Genomic DNA, 19,281 nt, shown 5'->3' with positions numbered 1-19,281 from the left:
CAGACTTTTTTTAATCGACCGTTCGGTCAGTAAACAACCTCGCCAGTCCCCCTCGATCCAATTAATCGATTCATCTACAGCCCTCTGATCATCAGGCGTTCGGATCCAATTCACGCTCAGGCAAATGTCAGCCGCCAGGTTTTCTGCTTTTTCCTGAAAGCCTTCCCGCCTGAAAAGGGCTCTCGAACTGGTCTTACCAAGATAATGGCACTTTGATATACACCCCACGTTCACCCGCCTAAAAACAAGATCCTCGGTCCACGAGGACTACCTCTCAAAATGCCCAAGGAGCACATAAGATGCCTATAAGGAACATGCGCATAGGTTTGCGCGCGAGCTTGAGTTTTGCTGTGCTGGCCAGCCTGCTGGTGCTGGTCGGGATGTTCGGCCTGGGTCAGATGGCGACCCTGCGCGAAAGTGCATCGGTCATCGAGGAATCGTGGATGCCGAGCATCGAGAGCATCCATGACAGCGCGTCCAACATCGCCACCATCCGCCTGGAATCGTTGCGGTTGATCGCCAACAGCCAGAGCGCTGTGCGGGAAAGGAGCAAAGGCATCCTCAACGTGCAACGCCAGGAATTGCAAAAACGCCTCAACGACCACAAGACGCTGCTGTCCAGCGACCAGGAACGGGCCATGCTCGACAGCCTGAATACCGCCGTCGCGAAGTACCTGGCCATCCTCGACCAGATCCTCGCGCAGATCGATGCCGGCCAGGATGAGCAGGCCTACGCCCGCCTCAACAGTGAACTGGCCCCGCAGGGCATCGTGCTGGATAAATCCCTGGAGTCGATGATCAGTTTCAATCAGCAAGGCGCCGATACCGCTGCGGACGCCGCCGCGTTGATGTACCAGCGCGCGCAATGGATCGTCGGCACGATCATCGTGATTGCGTTGCTTGCCACGCTGCTGTTGGCCTGGTTGCTGACGCGCAGCATCACCACGCCGATCAATCAGGCGCTGCAGGTCGCACGCCGGATTGCCGCGGGCGACCTCAGCGGACAGATTGCCAGCCACGGCAAGGACGAAGCCGCGCAATTGCTCAACGCCCTCGCCGACATGCAAGGCAACCTGCGCACGACCATTCGCGGCATCAGCGACTCGGCGCGCCAACTGGCGTCGGCAGCCGAGGAGATGAGTTCGGTGATGGAGGAAAGCACGCGCGGCCTGCAGCAGCAGAACGACCAGATCGAGATGGCCGCCACCGCCGTCACCGAGATGAGCACTGCAGTGGACGAAGTCGCCGCGAATGCCGTGTCCAGCGCCGAGGCCTCCCAGGCGTCGAACGAGGACAGCAAGCACGGCCACGTGCAGGTCACTGAAACCATCACCGCGATTCAGGGGCTGGTCAGCGAAGTGCTCGGCGCCTCGGAACGGGCCGAGGGCCTGGCGGTTCAGGCGCAGGACATCAGCAAAGTGCTGGAAGTGATTCGCGGCATCGCCGGGCAGACCAACCTGTTGGCGCTCAATGCGGCCATCGAAGCCGCACGCGCCGGTGAAGCCGGGCGCGGGTTTGCCGTGGTGGCCGATGAAGTGCGCTCGCTGGCGCAACGCACCCAGAACTCCACCGAAGAAATCGAGCTGATGATCAACAACATCCAGCACGGCACCGGGGCCACGGTCAGCGCGCTGCAAAGCAGTGCCGAACACGCCAGCCAGACCTTGCGTCGGGCCAACAGTGCCGGCAGCGCCCTGGAGAAAATCACCGCATCGATCTCGCAGATCAACGAACGCAATCTGGTCATCGCCAGCGCCGCCGAACAGCAAGCGCTGGTGGCCCGGGAAGTCGATCAGAACCTGGTGACCATTCGCGATCTCTCGACCCAGACCGCCGCCGGCGCCACCCAGACTTCGGCCGCCAGTCAGGAATTGTCGCGGCTGGCAATCGACCTCAACGGTCTGGTGACACGTTTCATAATTTGATGCCGGTTTTTCGGTTGCCATAGGCAAGGCTCTCGGCAACACTCTCGTCCCCATCAAGGAAGGAGTGCACCGTGAGCCCTGTCGATATCGTTCGTTTACTGTCGCTGGCGGCCATTTGGGGCGCGAGTTTCCTGTTCATGCGCATCATCGCCCCAGTGATTGGCAGCATCCCCACGGCGTTTTTCCGCGTGTCGATTGCGGCGGTCGGGTTGCTGATGATTGTCGGGTTGATGCGCATCAGCTGGGATTTCAAGGGCAAGCTCAAAACCGTGATGCTGCTCGGGGTGATCAACTCCGGGATTCCGGCGACCCTCTATTCAGTGGCAGCCCAGGTGCTGCCCGCCGGCTACTCGGCAATCTTCAACGCCACCACGCCACTGATGGGCGTGTTGATCGGCGGCCTGTTCTTCAGTGAGCGGCTCACTGCCGCCAAGCTCGGCGGGGTGTTTCTCGGTTTGTTCGGTGTTGGCGTGCTGACCCGTGCTGGCCCGGTGGCCTTCGACCTGCAACTGCTGATGGGCGCCCTCGCCTGCCTGCTCGCCACCACCTGTTATGGTTTTGCCGGGTTCCTCGCCCGCCGCTGGCTCGATCAGGCCGGCGGGCTCGACAGTCGTCTTTCGGCACTGGGCAGCATGCTCGGGGCGACCTTGTTCCTGCTGCCGCTGTTCGGCTACAGCGTGATCAGCCAGCCACCGGCGAGCTGGGGCGGCTGGAGCGTGTGGCTGTCGTTGCTGGGATTGGGGCTAGGGTGCACGGCGTTTGCGTACATTATTTACTTCCGCCTGCTCAGCTCGATCGGGCCTTTGAAATCGATGACAACGACGTTCCTGATTCCGCCGTTCGGGGTGTTGTGGGGGGCGTTGCTGCTGGATGAGCCGTTGTCGATGGCGCATGTGTATGGCGGGGTGTTGATTGCGGCGGCGTTGTGGTTGGTGTTGAAGCCTTCGGTGATGAAGGTCGCCGAGGTGACCGCCAAATAGAGTTGTGGTGCTGCTGATGACGCCTTCGCGGGCAAGTCGGATCGCCGCACCGCTCGCTCCTACGGGTTTTGTGCAGGACCTGTAGGAGCGAGGCTTGCCCGCGAAGGCGATCGCCAGTGCACTACAAGGCTGACTGACTCACTTCACCATCCACCAACCGCCGAATCCCCAGCGGATTCGCGTTCTGCAACGCCTCGGGCAACAACGCATCCGGGTAATTCTGGAAGCACACCGGCCGTAGGAATCGATCAATCGCCAGCGTCCCCACCGACGTCCCGCGAGAATCCGACGTTGCCGGATACGGCCCGCCATGCACCATCGCCTCGCAGACTTCGACCCCGGTCGGATAGCCGTTGAGCAAGATCCGCCCGACTTTTTCCTGTAGCAATTGCGCCAGCCAGCGGTATTCCAGCAGCTCTTCGGCCTCGCCGATCAGCGTCGCCGTCAATTGCCCGCGCAGGCCGTGCAGCGCCGCCGCGAGCTGCGCCCGATCCTCGACTTCGATGACGATGGTGGTCGGCCCGAACACTTCTTCCTGAAGCAACTCATCGCCCTTGAGCAGCAGGCTGACATCGGCCTTGAACACCTGCGGTTGCGCCTGATTGCCCTGCTGCGGTTTGCCCGCCAGGTGCGTCAGCCCCGGATGTTCGTGCAATTCCCCAAGGCCTTGGCTGTAGCTGACCAGCGCGCCGGCATTGAGCATGGTTTGTGCCGGCTGCTCGTTCATGTTGGCGCAGAACTGTTGAAGGAATGCGCTGAACTGTTGCGAACGCAAACCGATGACCAAACCCGGATTGGTGCAGAACTGCCCGCAGCCCAAGGTCACCGAACCGGCCAGTTGCGCCGCGATCTGCTCGCCCCGCACGGCGAGGGCTTCGGGCAACAGGAACACCGGGTTGATGCTCGACATTTCGGCGAACACCGGGATCGGTTGCGGCCGGGTCGCGGCCATGTGGCTCAGGGCATTGCCGCCCTTGAGCGAACCGGTGAAGCCCACGGCCTGAATAGCCGGGTGCTTGACCAGCCACTCACCGACGCCACCGCCATAAATCATGTTGAACACACCGGCCGGCATGCCCGTGCGTTCAGCGGCGCGGATGATGGCGTCCGCGACCCGTTCGGCGGTTGCCATGTGTCCGCTGTGCGCCTTGAATACCACCGGACAACCGGCGGCCAGTGCCGAAGCGGTATCGCCACCCGCCGTGGAAAAAGCGAGCGGAAAGTTGCTGGCGCCGAACACCGCCACCGGGCCGATGGCGATGCGGTACTGACGCAGATCCGGACGCGGCAACGGTTGGCGATCCGGCAACGCCCGATCAATCCGCGCACCGTAGAAATCACCGCGCCGCAGGACCTTGGCGAACAGGCGCATCTGGCCGCTGGTGCGCCCGCGCTCGCCCTGGATACGCCCGGCCGGCAGTGCCGTTTCCCGGCAGACCGTGGCGACGAAATCATCGCCCAGCGCATCGATTTCATCGGCGATGGCGTCAAGAAACGCCGCGCGTTTTTCCGCGCTCAGGTTGCGGTAGATCGGGTACGCCGCAGCGGCGGCTTTGGCGGCGGCATCCACTTCGGCTTCAGTCGCCTGGAAGAAGGTGCCGGGCAGCGGCTCGCCGGTTGTGGCGTCGAGGCTTTGCAGTTGCAACGTGCCGTTGGCGCTGCGCTGTCCGCCGATGTAGTTGTGTCCAAGTAACGTGGTCATGAGGTAATTCCTGATCAATTAGCACGGACCTGTAGGAGCCGGCTTGCTGGCGATGGCGTAGGGTCAGCCAACATAAATTTCGCCTGACAAATCGCTATCGCCAGCAAGCCGGCTCCTACAGGGATCAAGCGTTCCGCCAGTTTTAGAGCGAACGCACGTGGCCAATGGCCAACGGCTGGGCGCTTTCGCCGATGCCGTTTTCCAACGGTGCGCCAAACGCGTCGAGGCTGATCTGGAAGCGATCACCCGGCTGGGTTTTCACGCCATCGGCAAACGACAGCGTCGCAGTGCCGAAGTAATGCACGTGGACATCGCCCGGACGCAAAAACTGCGCGTATTTGAAGTGATGGAATTCGAGGTTGGCGAGGCTGTGGCACATGTTGTCTTCGCCGCTGAGAAACTCTTTTTCCCAGAGGGTTTCGCCGTTGCGGATGATGCGGCTGGTGCCCGCCAGATGACGGGGCAATTCACCGACACGCAGCTCCGGACCATAGGCGCAGAAACGCAGTTTCGAGTGCGCGAGGTACAGGTAATTGCGCCGCTCCATGACATGGTCGGAGAACTCGTTACCCAAGGCATAACCGACACGATACGGCAGACCGTCATCGCCAATCACATAGAGGCCGGTCAGCTCCGGCTCTTCACCGGCGTCTTCGGCAAACGGCGGCACCGGGAAATCCGCGCCGGGGCGCACAACGATGCTGCCGTCGCCTTTGTAGAACCATTCCGGCTGCGCGCCAACCTGTCCGGCTGCGGGTTTGCCACCCTCCAGGCCCCACTTGAAAATGCGCATGGTGTCGGTCATGCCGGCTTCAACGGCGCCATCCTGCTGGTGCATTTTGTCCCGCGCCGAGGCGCTGCCGAGGTGGGTCAGGCCGGTGCCGCTGATCAGGCAGTGCGCCGGGTCTTCGTGATCCAGCGGCGGCAGGACGTTGCCCTGCTGCAACAGTTGCGCGTAATCCGGGCCAGGCTCAGTGCCGCGTTGGGCCACTTCTTCTTGCAGGCTGCGTTGGGCGCGGATCGCCGCGAGAGCCAGTTCACGGGTGCTGCGGGTGCCTTTGAGCACCTGGACCTGCGAGCCCTCGACGACGCCGACCTGGCGCTCGCCGGCAGTGTTTTCAAATTGAATCAGGCGCATGTCGGCCCTCCAGAAAGTCGTGAATGGCGCCGCTCACGAGCGGCGCCTCAAGGTCACTCGATGATGTTGAAGTCGCTCAGGTATTCATCGGAGATTTCCAGGCCCAGGCCCGGCTTGTTGTCGTCGAGCTGGATGTAGCCGTTGACCGGTTGCGGCTCGCCCTTGAACACGTAGTAGAAGAGTTCGTTGCCGACCTCGACGTCGAAGACCGGGAAGAACTCGGCCATCGGTGAAGCGGTGGTGGACATGGTCAGGTGATAGTTGTGCATCTGCCCCGCGTGCGGAATCACCGGCACCGACCAGGCTTCGGCCATGGCGTTGATCTTGCGCGCAGCGGTGATGCCGCCCACACGGTTGGTGTCGTACTGGATCACGTCGACGGCGCGGCGTTCCAGCAGGTCTTTGAAGCCGTAGGAGGTGAATTCGTGCTCGCCGCCGGAGATCGGCATGATCCCCATTTTTTTCAGCTCGATGTAGCCTTCGATGTCGTCGGCGATCACCGGTTCTTCGAGCCAGCGCGGTTCGAATTCGGCGAGTTTCGGCAACATGCGCCGTGCGTATTCCAGGGTCCAGCCCATGTAGCATTCGAGCATGATGTCGATGTCCGGGCCGGCGAGTTCACGCAGTGCGCGCACTTGTTCGATATTTTTGCGCATGCCCGCCGGGCCATCTTTCGGGCCGTAGCCGAAGCGCATTTTCAGCGCGGTGAAACCCTGGTTCAGATAGCCCTGGGCTTCTTCGAGGAACAGGTCGAGGTTGTCGTTGGCGTAGAGTTTGGAGGCGTAGGTCCAGATCTTTTCCTTGGTGCGACCACCGAGCAACTTGAACACCGGTTTGTTGACCGCTTTGCCCATGATGTCCCAGATCGCGATGTCGATCGCCGAGATCGCCGCCATGCCGATGCCTTTACGGCCCCAGGCGTGGCTCTGGCGGTACATCTTCTGCCAGATGTATTCGTTGTCGAACGGGTCTTCGCCAATCGCAATCGGCGCCAGGTAGGTGTCGATGATTTCCTTGGCCACACGCGGCGCCAGGGCGCAGTTACCGATGCCGACGAGACCGGTGTCGGTCTCGACTTCCACCACCAGCCAGCCGTGGAAACGGAACGAACCCATGGCGTCGCCACGTTCGAACAGGATGTCGCTGGCGTTGGTGCAGAAGTGCGCTTGTGGTGGGACGACTTTGCCTTTCCACTCGAAAACGCGGGTACGGATTGCTTTGATTTTCATGAATTCAATTCCTTGCTAACGCTTGGGTAGTGATCAGCCAACCTGAGCCGGTGTGAGCTGCGAGGGGGATTTAGGGGTGTGGGTGCTGCGAAGTCGGGACAACAGGACGGCGCCGACAATGCCGACCAGGGCCAGGGCGAACATGCCGGCGCGGGGGTCGGCGAAGCTGGTTTCCATCACGGTTTTCAGGTTCGGCGCGACGAAGCCGCCGAGGTTGCCGATGGAGTTGATCAGGGCAATCCCGCCGGCTGCGGCGGCACCGCTGAGGTAGCTGGTGGGAATGGTCCAGAACAGTGGCTGCACCGAGACGAAACCGGCAGCGGCGAAGCAGAAGGCGATGACCACCGGAACCATGCTGGTGCCCAGCGCCGAGGCGGCAATGCCGAGGGCGGCCATGGTCAGCATGCACACGGCGAGGCGACGATGTTGCCCGGTGCGGTCGGCGTAGCGAGTGACGAGACGGGTCACGACCAGGGCGCAGATCCACGGAATCGCGGTGATCAGGCCGACGTTGAGGCCGACGTGGCCGTCAAGCAATCCGGCGATGCGCGTCGGCAGGTAAAACACCACGCCGTACACGCTCATCTGAATGGTGAAATACGCCAGGCAGAATTGCAGCACCCGAGGGTTGCGCAGCGCACTGAGAAAACCATGGGGGCTGCTGTCTTTTTTCTTCGCGTCTTCTTCGCTGAGCGCGGTTTGCAGCGCCTGCTTTTCATCAACGCTCAACCACGTGGCATCGGCCGGGCGGTTGACCAGATAGAAGTACGCAGCGATGCCGACCACCGACGCCATCAACCCTTCGACGACGAACAACCATTGCCAGTTGGTCAGGCCGAACACGCCGTGGAAGTCCAGCAACCAGCCCGACAGCGGGCTGCCCAGCACCAGCGCCAGGGGCAAGCCGAAGTAGAACAGACCGAGCGCCTGGCCACGGCTTTGCGCCGGGAACCAGTAGGTGAGGTAAAGGATGATCCCCGGGAAGAAGCCGGCTTCGGCGACCCCCAGCAGGAAGCGCAGGACGTAAAAGGTTTCGGCGTTGTGGGCGAACATCATTGCCGCCGACACCAGGCCCCAGGTGACCATGATCCGGCACAGCCAGACCTTCGCGCCGAGGCGGTGCAGCATGTAGTTGCTCGGCACTTCGAAGAACGCGTAGCCGATGAAGAAGATGCTCGCGCCGAACGCGAACGCGGCATCGCCCAAACCGGTGTCGGCCTGCAACGCGGCTTTGGCGAAGCCGACGTTGGAGCGATCGATGAAGGCGAGGATGTACATCAGGATCAGAAACGGCAGCAGACGCAGCCGGCTTTTGGAGATGGCACTGGACAGAGCCAGGGCGAAATCTGGACGAGTCATGTGAAGGTTCCTTTGCTGCCGGTATGTGCCTTGCGGAAGTGACAAGGCGGGCTTTTTGTAGTTGTTGAATCGTGCGATCGAGGCAGCTCGGGTGGCCGGCTCTGGTCATTCGATGGAGCGACTTTAGCCAGCGCACAGGGCGACGGATAATCACTTATGCACATCCATCGATAACCTGGGGTGATAGGTAAGTGCGGTTATTGCCTAGATCGAGTTATCAGGCGCCCCCTAAAACAACTGTGGGAGCGAGCCTGCTCGCGAAGGCGATCTGACAGGCACATTGCAGTGACTGATAGAGCGCTATCGCGAGCAGGCTCGCTCCCACATGGGGTTTTGCGTTGATTGAACAACCTGGCAGCACTACGCATTACTGTAGGAGCCGGCTTGCTGCGGGCGGCGTTCCGACGATAGCGGTCTGACAGTCACTTCATCTGTGTCTGTCAGGCCCTCATCGCCAGCAAGCCGGCTCCTACAGTGGGATTGCGTGTGTCAGTGAATTTTGTGGGGGGTCAGTAGTGGTTGGTGCCCATGCGGCAGGCGATTTCGAAGGCCTGGCGGATCGCGCCGGGGTTGGCTTTGCCCTGGCCGGCGATATCAAACGCAGTGCCATGGGCCGGTGTGGTGATGGGGATAGGCAAGCCACCCTGCACCGTCACCCCACGGGAGAAGCCCATCAACTTGATCGCGATCTGTCCCTGGTCGTGGTACATCGTCACCACCGCGTCAAAGGCGCTCGCATCGCCCTGTACCTTGAGGAAAATCGTGTCGCCCGGATACGGCCCTTCCGCCGCAATCCCCAACGCCTGCGCCGAACGTACGGCCGGGCCGATGATGTCCAGTTCTTCGCGACCGAACGAGCCGTTGTCGCCGTTGTGCGGGTTCAGACCGCACACGCCGATGCGCGGTTTCGCCAGGCCGTTGCGCTTGAGCGCGGTGTCGATCAGCTGGATCGCTTCCACCACCCGCGCTTGCGTCAGCATGCCCGGCACCTCGGCCAAGGCCACATGCGAGGTCACCCGCGACGTCCAGAGGTTGTCGAGCACGTTGAATTCGCAGAACGGCCCGTGGAAATCCAGCAGCTCGGCGAACCAGTGCAACTCGTCGTTGTGGGCCATGCCGGCCATGTGCAGCGAGGTCTTGTTCAGCGGCCCGAACAGCACCGCACCCGTGGTGCCGGCCTCGGTGAGGCGCAGGGCTTTTTCCAGAGTGTCGAGGCTGTAGCGGCCACCAATGACGCTGGCTTCACTGCGCGGGAATTCGCCGATGGTGTCGCCGCGAAAGTCATAGAACAACGGCGTGTCATCGACAAATGACAGCTGATCCAGCGACTCGACGCGACGGTACGGAAATTCCACCCCGGCGATGCGCATGCCGCGCCGCATTTCCGCCTCGTCGGCAATCAGGATCACGTTGGCCTGGCTGCGAACCTGAGGCTCCGCGAGCAGGCGTGCGATCAGTTCCGGGCCGATGCCCGCCGGGTCGCCCAGGACCATGGCGATGGTTGTCTTGCTCATGCTTCACTCCTCAAGGGTTCGGGCCATGTACGGTCAATGGCGCTAGGCTCGCAGCGATAAACCCGCTGCGCGTTGCTGTAGAACAGGCGCTCCTGATCCGCCCATGGCAGGTCAGCAACGATGGATTTGAAACCGCTGTAGATGTCGTCGAACGAGCCGCACAGGCTGTCTACCGGAAAGTTGCTGGCGAACATCACTCTCTCGGTGCCGAACATGGCGATCACTTCGCGCACGATCCAGGCATTGTCTTTGGCGCGCCACGCCTGCCCTTTCAGGCCCAGGCCGGAAACCTTCACCTGCACGTTCGGCCACTCGGCCAGTCGTGCCATCGCCAGACGCCATCCCGCCAGGCCTTCGGCGCTGCGGTCATTGGGCAACCCGGCGTGGTTGAGAATCAGCGTGGTGCCAGGAAAGTCCCGGGCCAGCCGTTCGGCTTCGTAGAGGTTCCACCAGGGTGTCTGCAAATCGAAATGCAGCCCCAGCCCTTGCAGCGCGGCGTAACTACGGCGCCAGTGTTCATCGCTCATCAGGCTGCGCAGATGGCCCACCTGCGCCGTCGAAGTCGGGCCACCGGGTTTGTGGCGCACGCTGCGTACGCACTTGAAACTCGCCTGCTCGGTGAGCACCGCGATGGCGTCCGGATGATCGAGCCAGGCCTGCGCGACGATTGCATTCGGTACGCCGTAACGCGCCGCCAAACCTTCAATGAATCGGGTTTCGCCAATCGGATCTTGCGGGTCCCATTCGGTCTCGATGTACACCGTTTGCACGACGTTATGCGGCCCGGCATCGGCGAAGTAATCGTCGGGAAAATAGCGCCGCTTGATCGCGCTGTAGTCGCCGTAGCGAAACGGGATCCTGGCTTCAGGCGCGAGCCACGGATGGTGATTGATCGTCGGGTCCCAGAAGTGGTGATGGGCGTCGATGATCGGCCCCGTATACAACTCAGTCATGGCGCACCTCGTCGAGGCTGATGAACAGCGTGGCAAAAACGAAGACCGCCGAACACGCCGCAAAGAACCCCAGCACCGGCGCGAATCCACCGGCCATTTGCAGGATCACGCCGACCAGGATCGGCACCGCAATCCCGCCCGTGCTGCCGGCCATGTTCATCACGCCGCCGATCAGGCCGACCCGCGCCGGCGCCGCCAGCAATGCCGGGAAACTCCAGTAGAGGCTGCCCCACATCAGGAAAAACGCAGTCATGGCCAACAACGCCACGGCAGCAAAAGGGTTAGTCAGGGTCGGCAATAACAGGAACGCGCCGAGGGCCACCAGGCCGGAAAACGCCAGCAGACTCTTGACCGCCACACCGCGACTGACGCCTTTGCGGATCAGCCCGTCGCAGAGGAAACCACCGGTCAACGAGCCGAGCGCACCGCAGACAAAAATCACGAACGTCGCCGCGCCAATGCCCTTGATATCGAAGCCGCGAGCCTGCGCCAGATAACTCGGGCCCCAGGTCAGCAAGCCGAAATACACCATCGCCCAACTGGCGCGGCCGATCAGCAAACCGCTCAGGGAACGCGCCGCAATGCCCAGGCCTTTGACTGGCACCCGCGCCGCTTCGGCTGCTGGCGTGGCGCGTCCGGCGTTGATCTTCTCGAGCTCTTCGGCATTCACTTGCGGGTGGCTGGCCGGGTCATCGCGCAGATACCGCCGCGCCAGCCACGCCAGTACCAGCGTCGCGATACCGGCGATCACGAACGCCAGGCGCCATGAGTCCAGCGACGCGATCAGATAAGCAATGATTAGCCCGCCCAACGCCACGCCCAACGGGCTGCCGCTGTCCATCAGCACCGCGCCGCGACTGCGCTCGCTTGGCGCCAGCCACAACGAAATCAGCTTGCCACCCGACGGGAACAAGGGAGCCTCGGCAGCACCGAGTGCAACGCGGGCGAACAACAATGACAAGCCGCCCGTGGCAAATGCCGCCAACACTTGAAACGTCCCCCACAACCCGGTGGACCAACTGATGACCCGATGCGGGCCGAAGCGGTCGATCATCCAGCCGCCGGGAATCTGCAACAGCGCATAGGCCCAGAAGAAGCTGCTGAGGATCAGGCCTTGCATGCTCGGCGACAGGGAAAACTCATGGGCGATGGTCGGCATCGCAATGGACAGCGACACCCGGTCGATGAGGTTGACCATGGTCAGCGCGAAGATGATCGCGAAGATCCGCCAGCGCACATTGCTGGCCTTGGTGGTGCCGGTCTGCGGTTCGGCCGCTGCGGCGGGTTGGGCAACTGCGCCGGGCAATTGCAGGGAAGCACTGGGACGAGCCATGGTGCGTACCTCGAATTTATTATTTTTGTGAAGTTGCAAACACCGACCTTGTAGGAGCCGGCTTGCTGGCGATTGCGGTGGGTCAGGCGCTATCAATGTTGACTGATACACCGCTATCGCCAGCAAGCCGGCTCCTACAGTGATGGAGGTGCATCAATCGATATTGATGGCGCCTGACATTCCGCTATCGCCGGCAAGCCGGCTCCTACAGGGTTCGCGTTTTGCCGCGTTTTCACGGCATTGGTGAGCACTATCGAAGGCTCACTGATAACCGTCTAATCAAAACTTGAAATAAGGCGATAGCCTCGGGTTATGTCATGCCCTGCTTTCAGGGGGCTTTCAATGAATAAGGCCTGCACACACTTTCCACTCAAACTGCTCTGGCGCAAGGCCTGCGGTGATCATCACGATTTTTCCCCTCCCGAGCTATAACCCCAGGCTATCGGTGTATGTATTGTTTTGACTAGACGCGACGCCTGCGGCTTCCCACACTCGGGCCAGGCTTGCAGCTTTACCGCTCAGACAAGTCACTCATAACAACTACAAAAACGAGGCCCTTCCATGCGAAATGCATTCGTCCGTCGCACATCCCGTCTGTTTCTTGGCTGCACGCTGGTCGCCACCGGCGCCCTTCCCGCTCTCGCTCATGCAGCCTGGCAACCAGACAAGAACGTCGAAATCGTCGTCGCTGGCGGTCCCGGTGGCGGCACTGACCAGCTCGGCCGTTTGATCCAGTCGATCATCACCACCCACAAGCTGCTCGACGTGAATACCATCGTCCTCAACAAGGGCGGCGGCAATGGCGCCGAAGCTTTCCTCGACCTGAAAATGAACAAGGGCGATCCGGAAAAACTGGTGATCGGCACCAACAACATCTACTTGTTGCCGCTGGTGTCCAAGCTCGGCTACCAATGGCAGGAACTGACCCCCATCGCCGCCGTGGCCGAGGACGACTTCATTCTCTGGAGCTACAAAGACGCACCGTGGAAGGACGCCAAGGGCTTCTACGAAGCGGTCAAGGCTGACCCGTCGAACCTGCGCATGGGCGGCAGCCAGTCCAAGGACGTGGACCAGACCCTCACCTTGCTGTTGAACCAGACCACTAACAGCAAACTGGTGTACATCCCGTTCAAGAGCGGCAGCGAAGCCGCGACCCAACTGGCCGGCAAACACATCGCCGCCAACGTCAACAACCCCAGCGAAAGCATCAGCCAATGGCGCGGTGATCAGGTCGAGCCACTGTGCGTGTTCAGTAAAGAGCGCATGAGCTACACCGAGAAAGTCGCCGGCGACAAATCCTGGGCCGATGTGCCGACTTGCCACGAGCAGGGCTTGGGCATCGATCAGTACCGCTTCCCGCGCACCGTATTCATGCCCGGCGAAGTCACCGCCGAGCAACGGGCGTTCTATGTCGAGCTGATGCGCAAAGTCACCGAAACCCCGGAGTTCAAGGCCTACGTCAAACAGAACGCACTGGTGCCCACCTTCCTCGAAGGCGAGCCGCTGACCGCCTACATTGAGAAAGACACCGCCCGCGTCACCCCGGTGTTCAAAGAAGCCGGCTGGCTGAAAAACTGAGTTGCCGACGGCCGTCCGCCTGCGCACGGCCGTCACCTCTGGAGGTGTCTTCATGTCCCATTCTTCGGATTCACCGGCACTGGTCGGTACCCGCTGGGTCGAACTCGGCCTGACCGTCTTCACTGCGCTGATTGGCGTGGTGGTGATGTTTGGCAGTGTCGAACAAGGTATCGGCTGGGGCGATTCCGGCCCCGAGCCGGGTTACTTCCCCTTCTACATCGGCCTGATGCTCAGCGCCGCAAGCGTGGCCAACGGCGTGTTGACCCTGGTGCGCTGGCACGCCCTGAGCATTGCATTCGTCAGCCGCAGTGCGTTCAAGCAAGTGTTGTCGGTGTTCATCCCGATTGCGCTGTTCGTTGGCGCCATGCCGTTCACCGGCATCTACGTGGCGTCGGCCTGCTTCATCGCCTGGTTCATGTGGCGTGACAAGGTCCGCGCCAAGCCTTACGGCAAACTGATGATCGGCAGCGTGTCCCTCGGCGCGGTGCTGGCCAGCTACCTGATTTTCGCGCTGTGGTTCAAGGTCCCGCTGGATGCCGGCCCGATGGGCGACTGGATTGCCCTGGCCGGGAGAAATTTCAAATGAGCGAGTTCGATTCCCTGCTGCAAGGCATGAACCTGATCCTGACCCCGGGCCACATCGGCCTGATGGTGATCGGCGTGCTGCTGGGCATTCTGGTCGGCGTACTGCCCGGCCTCGGTGCCCCCAACGGCGTGGCGTTGTTGCTGCCGCTGACGTTCACCATGTCGCCGGTGTCGGCGATCATTCTGCTGTCGTGCATGTATTGGGGCGCGCTGTTTGGCGGCTCGATCACCTCGATCCTGTTCAACATCCCCGGCGAGCCCTCATCGGTGGCGACGACCTTCGACGGCTACCCGATGGCCCGTGAAGGCCGCGCCGCCGAAGCCCTCACCGCCGCGTTCAGTTCGGCGCTTATCGGCGCATTGGCCGGGGTGTTGTTGCTGACCTTTCTATCGACAAAGATTGCTGCCTTCGCCATGTCGTTCAGTTCACCGGAGTTCTTCGCGGTGTACCTGTTGGCGTTCTGCACCTTCATCGGCATGAGCAAGAACCCGCCGCTGAAAACCGTGGTGGCGATGATGATCGGTTTCGCCATGGCGGCGGTCGGCATGGACACCGTATCCGGCAACCTGCGCCTGACCTTCGACCAGCCGATCCTGATGACTGGCATCAGCTTCGAAGTGGCGGTGATCGGCCTGTTCGGCATCGGCGAAATCCTTTGCACGGTCGAGGAAGGCCTGGTGTTTCGCGGCGAGCATGCGCGCATTACACCGATGGTGATTCTGCGTACCTGGGCCAAGTTGCCGCGTTACTGGTGGACGATTGTGCGCAGCACGCTGGTTGGTTGCTGGATGGGCATCACGCCCGGCGGCCCTACGGCGGCTTCGTTCATGAGCTACAGCCTGGCGCGGCGCTTCTCGAAGAATCGCGAGAACTTCGGCAAGGGTGAACTCGAAGGCGTGATCGCTCCGGAAACCGCTGACCACGCCGCCGGCACCAGCGCCCTGCTGCCGATGCTGACCTTGGGCATTCCCGGTTCCGCTACGGCAGCGGTGATGCTCGGTGGCTTGATGATCTGGGGCTTGCACCCTGGCCCGACGTTGTTCGTCGAGCAGCACGATTTTGTCTGGGGGCTTATCGCGAGCATGTACCTGGGCAACGTGGTGAGCCTGATCGTGGTGTTGGCTACCGTGCCGCTGTTCGCTTCGATCCTGCGCATTCCGTTCTCGATCATTGCGCCGATCATCATCATGGTCTGCGCCATCGGTGCCTACTCGGTGCACAACTCGTTCTTCGACGTGGTGCTGATGCTGGGCTTCGGCGCGCTGGGGTACCTGTTCAAGAAACTCGGTTACCCGATTGCGCCGCTGGTGTTGGCGGCTGTTCTAGGGGACAAGGCTGAGGATGCGTTCCGTCAATCGATGCTGTTTTCTGACGGCCACTTGGGGATTTTCTGGTCCAACCCGCTGGTGGGCAGCCTGACCACGGCGGCGCTGCTGATGCTGTTCTGGCCGCTGATTTCCAAAGGGTTGAGCAGCCTGATGGGCCTGCGCAAACCCCACGTCGCCAAGACCAAATCGGTGCTGTGACACAGCAATGCTGGCAACGCCTGACATTTGTTGTCAGGCTTGCCGCAGTCTTTTTCGCGAGCGCGGCCCATGACCCGAATTCCTGATGCCAATGTGATCCACAGTCGACTGCGTCTGCGCCAATTGCGGTTGATGCTGGCGTTGCAGGAATTAGGCTCGCTGCGCCGCGCCGCCGACCACATCGGCATGACCCAACCGGCGGCGACCAAGATGTTGCACGAGGCCGAGGACTTGCTCGGCGTCGAACTCTTCGAACGTCTGCCTCGGGGCATGCGCTCTACCCCGTTCGGGGAGACCGTCATCTACTACGCGCGCATGGTGTTTGCCGAACTCAGCGGCATGCGTGAAGAACTGGTCGCCCTGGAATCCGGCAACCTCGGGCGGGTCGCCGTCGGGGCGATTCCGGCGTTGGCCTCGGGGTTGCTGACTCGCACCATCGCCACCTTGAAGAAAAGCCATCCTCGGTTGTCGATGAGCATTCAGGTCGACACCAGTGATGTACTGGTGCAGGCACTGTTGCAGGATCAGCTCGACATTGTGCTGGGGCGGATTCCGGCGGGTGCACGGGCTGAAGAGTTGCTGTTCGATAGCTTGGGTGAAGAGGAGCTGTGCGTGATTGCCGGTGCGCAGAATCCATTGGCTCGGGAGAAGAACCTGAGCTGGGCGGAATTGCAGAACATGACTTGGGTGTTGCAGCAGCAACCGAGCCCGATGCGCGCGATCATCAATCAGGTGTTTCACAATGCGCGGGTCGACATTCCCAGCAGCATCGTCGAGACCACGTCGATCATGACCTTGCTGTCGTTGATCCAGCAGACCGACATGCTCGGCGTCACGCCGGTGTCGGTGGTCGAGGATTATCCGGGGCGTGATTTGCTGGCGGTGTTGCCGATCAAGTTTGAAGCGCGGTTGCCGCCGTATGGGTTGATTACCCGGCGTCATCGTATTCAGTCTTCGGCGATGCAGGCGTTTATGAATTCGGTGCGGGCTGAGCATGCTTTGAGTAAGTAGGCCTTTGGGTATGCGTATATATCCGTTGCTTCGGTAACGGCGGCTATTGGTTTCGCCCTTACGGCGAGTCACTTGGAAGAGCCCCAAGTAACCAAGGGCTCTTGCCCCTTTCGTTCGGTGGCTCGCTAATGCTCGCCATGCCCTCGCTCCGGTCCTGCTCCGTGGGCCCGCCGCCATCGGCCATCCCTGGCCGGGGGCGGCTAACCCGGCATCCATGCCGGGTTGCCCACTGCGCAGAACCTCCACTCGGCCTCTCGAGGGGGCGACTACCGCCACAGCCGCCGAGGCGGCCTGAAAGCCGGCCTGGCTCTTTTGATGTCCGCGTTGTCCTTCTCTGATGCGTTCACTCATTCCGGACATTGGCACCGCTCCCCTGTAGGAGCCGGCTTGCTAGCGATAGCGTCTGTCCAGCCAATACATACGTGACTGATCCACCGCTATCGCCGGCAAGCCAGCTCCTACAGTTGATCGTATTTATCCAAACACATACGCATTTCCCTTGTAGGAGCCAGCTTGCTGGCGATAGCGTCCGTCCAGCCAATAAATAGGTTGACCGACCCACCGCCATCGCCAGCAAGCCGGCTCCTACAGGGGTCTGTGTTTGCTTTTGATTTCCACCACTCATCAGGCCGAGCGTTAGCTCGCCTTCCGCTTTTGATCTGAGCGCCCCCTCGAGAGGCCGAGTGGAGGTTCTGCGCAGTGGGCAACCCGGCATGGATGCCGGGTTAGCCGCCCCCGGCCAGGGATGGCCGATGGCGGCGGGCCCACGGAGCAGGACCGGAGCGAGGGCATGCCGAGCCTAGGCGAGGCACCGAACGAAAGGGGCAAGAGCCCTTGGTTACTTGGCGCTTTTCCAAGTAACTCGCCGTAAGGGCGAAACCAATAGCCGCCATCACAAAAAAAACGGATATGCCCGCCAACCGCTCTACCGCGCCTGACGAAACACAACCCCCAGACCAACAATAATCAGCACCATCCCCACCATGCTCAACACCGCAAGTTGGTTGCCGAAAAACAGATAATCCATCACCGCCGTCACCGCCGGCACCAGATAAAACAGACTGGTGACATTCACCAGATTGCCCCGGGCGATCAGCCGATACAGCAACAACGTCGCCAACACCGACACCACCAGCCCCATCCACAACACCGGCACGATAAAACCGCTGCTGCGTTCAAAGTGAAACGGCTGGAACGGCACGAAAATCCCGCACAACAACAGCCCCGCCAGATACTGCACCGGCAGCGTACCGAGGGGATTATCGGTGATGCGTTTCTGCATGATCGAACCGAACGTCATGCTCGCCAACGCCAGCAAACCGAAAAACATCCCGGCCAGCGACATGCCGGCCAGACCAATGCCCTGATACACCACCATGATCAATCCGGCCAAACCCAGCATCAAACCGAACACCCGGTTCGCTGAGCGCTGGCGCTCCATGATCACCACCGTGAGGATGGGCTGCACACCCATGATCGTGGCCATCACGCCCGGCGTGACCTTCAGGTCCAGGGCCAGCAGATAGAAAATCTGATAAGCGCCCAGCAACACCACACCAGTGGCCATCGCATACAGCATCGGCTTGCCACCCTTGGGCAGTTTCAGCTTGAGCAATGGCACCAGCAGCACCAATCCACAAAGCGCGATGGCGAAACGAATCAGCAAAAAAGCAAAGGGGGACGCGTGGGCCAAGCCCCATTTGGAGAAGATCGCCCCGCTGCTCCACAGCAAAACGAACAGGCTCGTGGACGCCGCCGCGAGCGCGGATTTTTTCGAAAGGACAAACATGAATACCACCTGTAGTCAGGCATAAAAAGCCAACTCAGCCGAAGCTGAAATCCAGTAGTTTTTCAGGCGAACGCTTTTAGAAGGGCAAGGGAACAGCAGGGAAAGCTGATCAGCCCGAAACGCCAACGCCCGGCGGTGATACGACTGCGTACACCGGCGTGCTACGGACAGGTGGGGGGTAATGACTGATCTGCGCAGGCTGCTGATCCCCGCACGGCACGACGCCAGCGTGGACCGCTGAATCGACTACCGCGTTGATGAGGGAAGCAGGCATGGGCTGATCTTTTTTGATGGGATGGACGGTGAATGGAAATCACCGAGCGCCGACTATAACCAGCGCTCGACATGGATTGCAATGACTTGGACAAAGGGCCAGTAGATACAGCTTTAGACCTGCTGCTTACTCTGAGGGAAAGGAAATCGCCCACTGAGGGGGACAGGGAATGCAAGAGATCAAATGCCAAGGGAACGGACGCATCTTCGGTATCAATTGTATAAATCGAGAGCTAGAAAACTGGCCACCGCCAGCACTGTAGTGGTCAACTAATCCCGGACACGACGTTAAGTTTTTCCTCGGCCCGCGCTGGTGCCAACCCATCGTTGAATTGATGAGGCCGAATCCAGTTGTAGCGATGCATCAAAAAATGGCTTATATCGC

General features: G+C 61.1%; 14 protein-coding genes. 6 read left to right on the top strand and 8 right to left on the bottom strand.

From position 1 onward, the window contains the following. Positions 1-299: 299 nt before the first annotated feature. Both IB245_RS00075 and IB245_RS00070 read left to right on the top strand, forming a co-directional pair. Complete coding sequence (locus IB245_RS00075; RefSeq protein ID WP_192225930.1) at positions 300-1,925, top strand: methyl-accepting chemotaxis protein; 1,626 nt, start codon at positions 300-302, stop codon at positions 1,923-1,925. A gap of 71 nt (positions 1,926-1,996) precedes the next feature. Continuing rightward, a complete protein-coding gene (locus IB245_RS00070; protein ID WP_192225928.1) occupies positions 1,997-2,905 on the top strand; it encodes a DMT family transporter in 909 nt (302 codons plus the stop codon). Between the two features lie 121 nt (positions 2,906-3,026). Here the strand turns inward: IB245_RS00070 and IB245_RS00065 are convergent, their stop codons facing one another. From IB245_RS00065 to IB245_RS00035, 7 genes are all read right to left on the bottom strand, one after another. Then, positions 3,027-4,607 (bottom strand): aldehyde dehydrogenase (NADP(+)), encoded by a 1,581-nt coding sequence (locus IB245_RS00065; RefSeq protein WP_192225926.1) that lies wholly within the window; start codon positions 4,605-4,607, stop codon positions 3,027-3,029. A gap of 142 nt (positions 4,608-4,749) precedes the next feature. Next, a complete protein-coding gene (gene araD1 / locus IB245_RS00060) occupies positions 4,750-5,745 on the bottom strand; it encodes an AraD1 family protein (protein WP_192225924.1) in 996 nt (331 codons plus the stop codon). Between the two features lie 53 nt (positions 5,746-5,798). Further along, positions 5,799-6,974 carry an L-rhamnonate dehydratase gene (locus IB245_RS00055; protein WP_008043480.1) on the bottom strand — a complete coding sequence of 392 codons (1,176 nt, stop codon included), beginning with the start codon at positions 6,972-6,974 and terminating at the stop codon, positions 5,799-5,801. 33 nt (positions 6,975-7,007) lie between these two features. Next, positions 7,008-8,333 (bottom strand): MFS transporter, encoded by a 1,326-nt coding sequence (locus IB245_RS00050; RefSeq protein ID WP_008043481.1) that lies wholly within the window; start codon positions 8,331-8,333, stop codon positions 7,008-7,010. A 509-nt stretch (positions 8,334-8,842) separates the two neighbouring features. Then, positions 8,843-9,847, bottom strand: a complete 1,005-nt coding sequence (locus IB245_RS00045; protein ID WP_008029054.1) for a 4-hydroxythreonine-4-phosphate dehydrogenase PdxA — start codon at positions 9,845-9,847, stop codon at positions 8,843-8,845. Next, on the bottom strand, positions 9,844-10,800 hold the full coding sequence (locus IB245_RS00040; protein ID WP_008029057.1) for an amidohydrolase family protein: 957 nt from the start codon (positions 10,798-10,800) through the stop codon (positions 9,844-9,846). The genes IB245_RS00045 and IB245_RS00040 overlap by 4 nt, the downstream gene beginning before the upstream one ends. Beyond that, complete coding sequence (locus tag IB245_RS00035; RefSeq protein ID WP_192225922.1) at positions 10,793-12,133, bottom strand: MFS transporter; 1,341 nt, start codon at positions 12,131-12,133, stop codon at positions 10,793-10,795. Before IB245_RS00035 ends, IB245_RS00040 begins: the two co-directional genes overlap by 8 nt. 561 nt (positions 12,134-12,694) lie before the next feature. Here IB245_RS00035 and IB245_RS00030 point away from each other — a divergent pair. The 4 genes from IB245_RS00030 (at position 12,695) to IB245_RS00015 (ending at position 16,834) form a co-directional block, all read left to right on the top strand. Next, positions 12,695-13,711: a Bug family tripartite tricarboxylate transporter substrate binding protein gene (locus IB245_RS00030; RefSeq protein WP_192225920.1), complete on the top strand. Its 1,017-nt coding sequence runs from the start codon at positions 12,695-12,697 to the stop codon at positions 13,709-13,711. Between the two features lie 52 nt (positions 13,712-13,763). Continuing rightward, positions 13,764-14,297: a tripartite tricarboxylate transporter TctB family protein gene (locus IB245_RS00025; RefSeq protein ID WP_008029063.1), complete on the top strand. Its 534-nt coding sequence runs from the start codon at positions 13,764-13,766 to the stop codon at positions 14,295-14,297. Beyond that, complete coding sequence (locus tag IB245_RS00020; protein ID WP_192225918.1) at positions 14,294-15,823, top strand: tripartite tricarboxylate transporter permease; 1,530 nt, start codon at positions 14,294-14,296, stop codon at positions 15,821-15,823. Before IB245_RS00025 ends, IB245_RS00020 begins: the two co-directional genes overlap by 4 nt. Positions 15,824-15,892: 69 nt before the next feature. Continuing rightward, positions 15,893-16,834 (top strand): LysR family transcriptional regulator, encoded by a 942-nt coding sequence (locus IB245_RS00015; RefSeq protein ID WP_008029067.1) that lies wholly within the window; start codon positions 15,893-15,895, stop codon positions 16,832-16,834. Positions 16,835-17,759: 925 nt separating this feature from the next. On the opposite strand, the gene IB245_RS00010 is transcribed toward IB245_RS00015, so the two are convergent. After that, positions 17,760-18,623: a DMT family transporter gene (locus tag IB245_RS00010; protein ID WP_008044889.1), complete on the bottom strand. Its 864-nt coding sequence runs from the start codon at positions 18,621-18,623 to the stop codon at positions 17,760-17,762. Between the last annotated feature and the right edge of the window lie 658 nt (positions 18,624-19,281).

Source organism: Pseudomonas sp. PDM02, assembly GCF_014852285.1.
Lineage (GTDB): Bacteria > Pseudomonadota > Gammaproteobacteria > Pseudomonadales > Pseudomonadaceae > Aquipseudomonas > Aquipseudomonas migulae.
This window is presented reverse-complemented; position numbering and strand designations above follow the sequence as displayed.

Excerpts from the sequence above, each read along its gene's own strand:
- IB245_RS00075 (WP_192225930.1), top strand. The coding sequence starts at position 300 with ATGCCTATAAGGAACATGCGCATAGGTTTGCGCGCGAGCTTGAGTTTT.
- IB245_RS00065 (WP_192225926.1), bottom strand. The coding sequence starts at position 4,607 with ATGACCACGTTACTTGGACACAACTACATCGGCGGACAGCGCAGCGCC.
- araD1 (WP_192225924.1), bottom strand. The coding sequence starts at position 5,745 with ATGCGCCTGATTCAATTTGAAAACACTGCCGGCGAGCGCCAGGTCGGC.
- IB245_RS00055 (WP_008043480.1), bottom strand. The coding sequence starts at position 6,974 with ATGAAAATCAAAGCAATCCGTACCCGCGTTTTCGAGTGGAAAGGCAAA.
- IB245_RS00050 (WP_008043481.1), bottom strand. The coding sequence starts at position 8,333 with ATGACTCGTCCAGATTTCGCCCTGGCTCTGTCCAGTGCCATCTCCAAA.
- IB245_RS00045 (WP_008029054.1), bottom strand. The coding sequence starts at position 9,847 with ATGAGCAAGACAACCATCGCCATGGTCCTGGGCGACCCGGCGGGCATC.
- IB245_RS00040 (WP_008029057.1), bottom strand. The coding sequence starts at position 10,800 with ATGACTGAGTTGTATACGGGGCCGATCATCGACGCCCATCACCACTTC.
- IB245_RS00035 (WP_192225922.1), bottom strand. The coding sequence starts at position 12,133 with ATGGCTCGTCCCAGTGCTTCCCTGCAATTGCCCGGCGCAGTTGCCCAA.
- IB245_RS00030 (WP_192225920.1), top strand. The coding sequence starts at position 12,695 with ATGCGAAATGCATTCGTCCGTCGCACATCCCGTCTGTTTCTTGGCTGC.
- IB245_RS00025 (WP_008029063.1), top strand. The coding sequence starts at position 13,764 with ATGTCCCATTCTTCGGATTCACCGGCACTGGTCGGTACCCGCTGGGTC.
- IB245_RS00020 (WP_192225918.1), top strand. The coding sequence starts at position 14,294 with ATGAGCGAGTTCGATTCCCTGCTGCAAGGCATGAACCTGATCCTGACC.
- IB245_RS00015 (WP_008029067.1), top strand. The coding sequence starts at position 15,893 with ATGACCCGAATTCCTGATGCCAATGTGATCCACAGTCGACTGCGTCTG.
- IB245_RS00010 (WP_008044889.1), bottom strand. The coding sequence starts at position 18,623 with ATGTTTGTCCTTTCGAAAAAATCCGCGCTCGCGGCGGCGTCCACGAGC.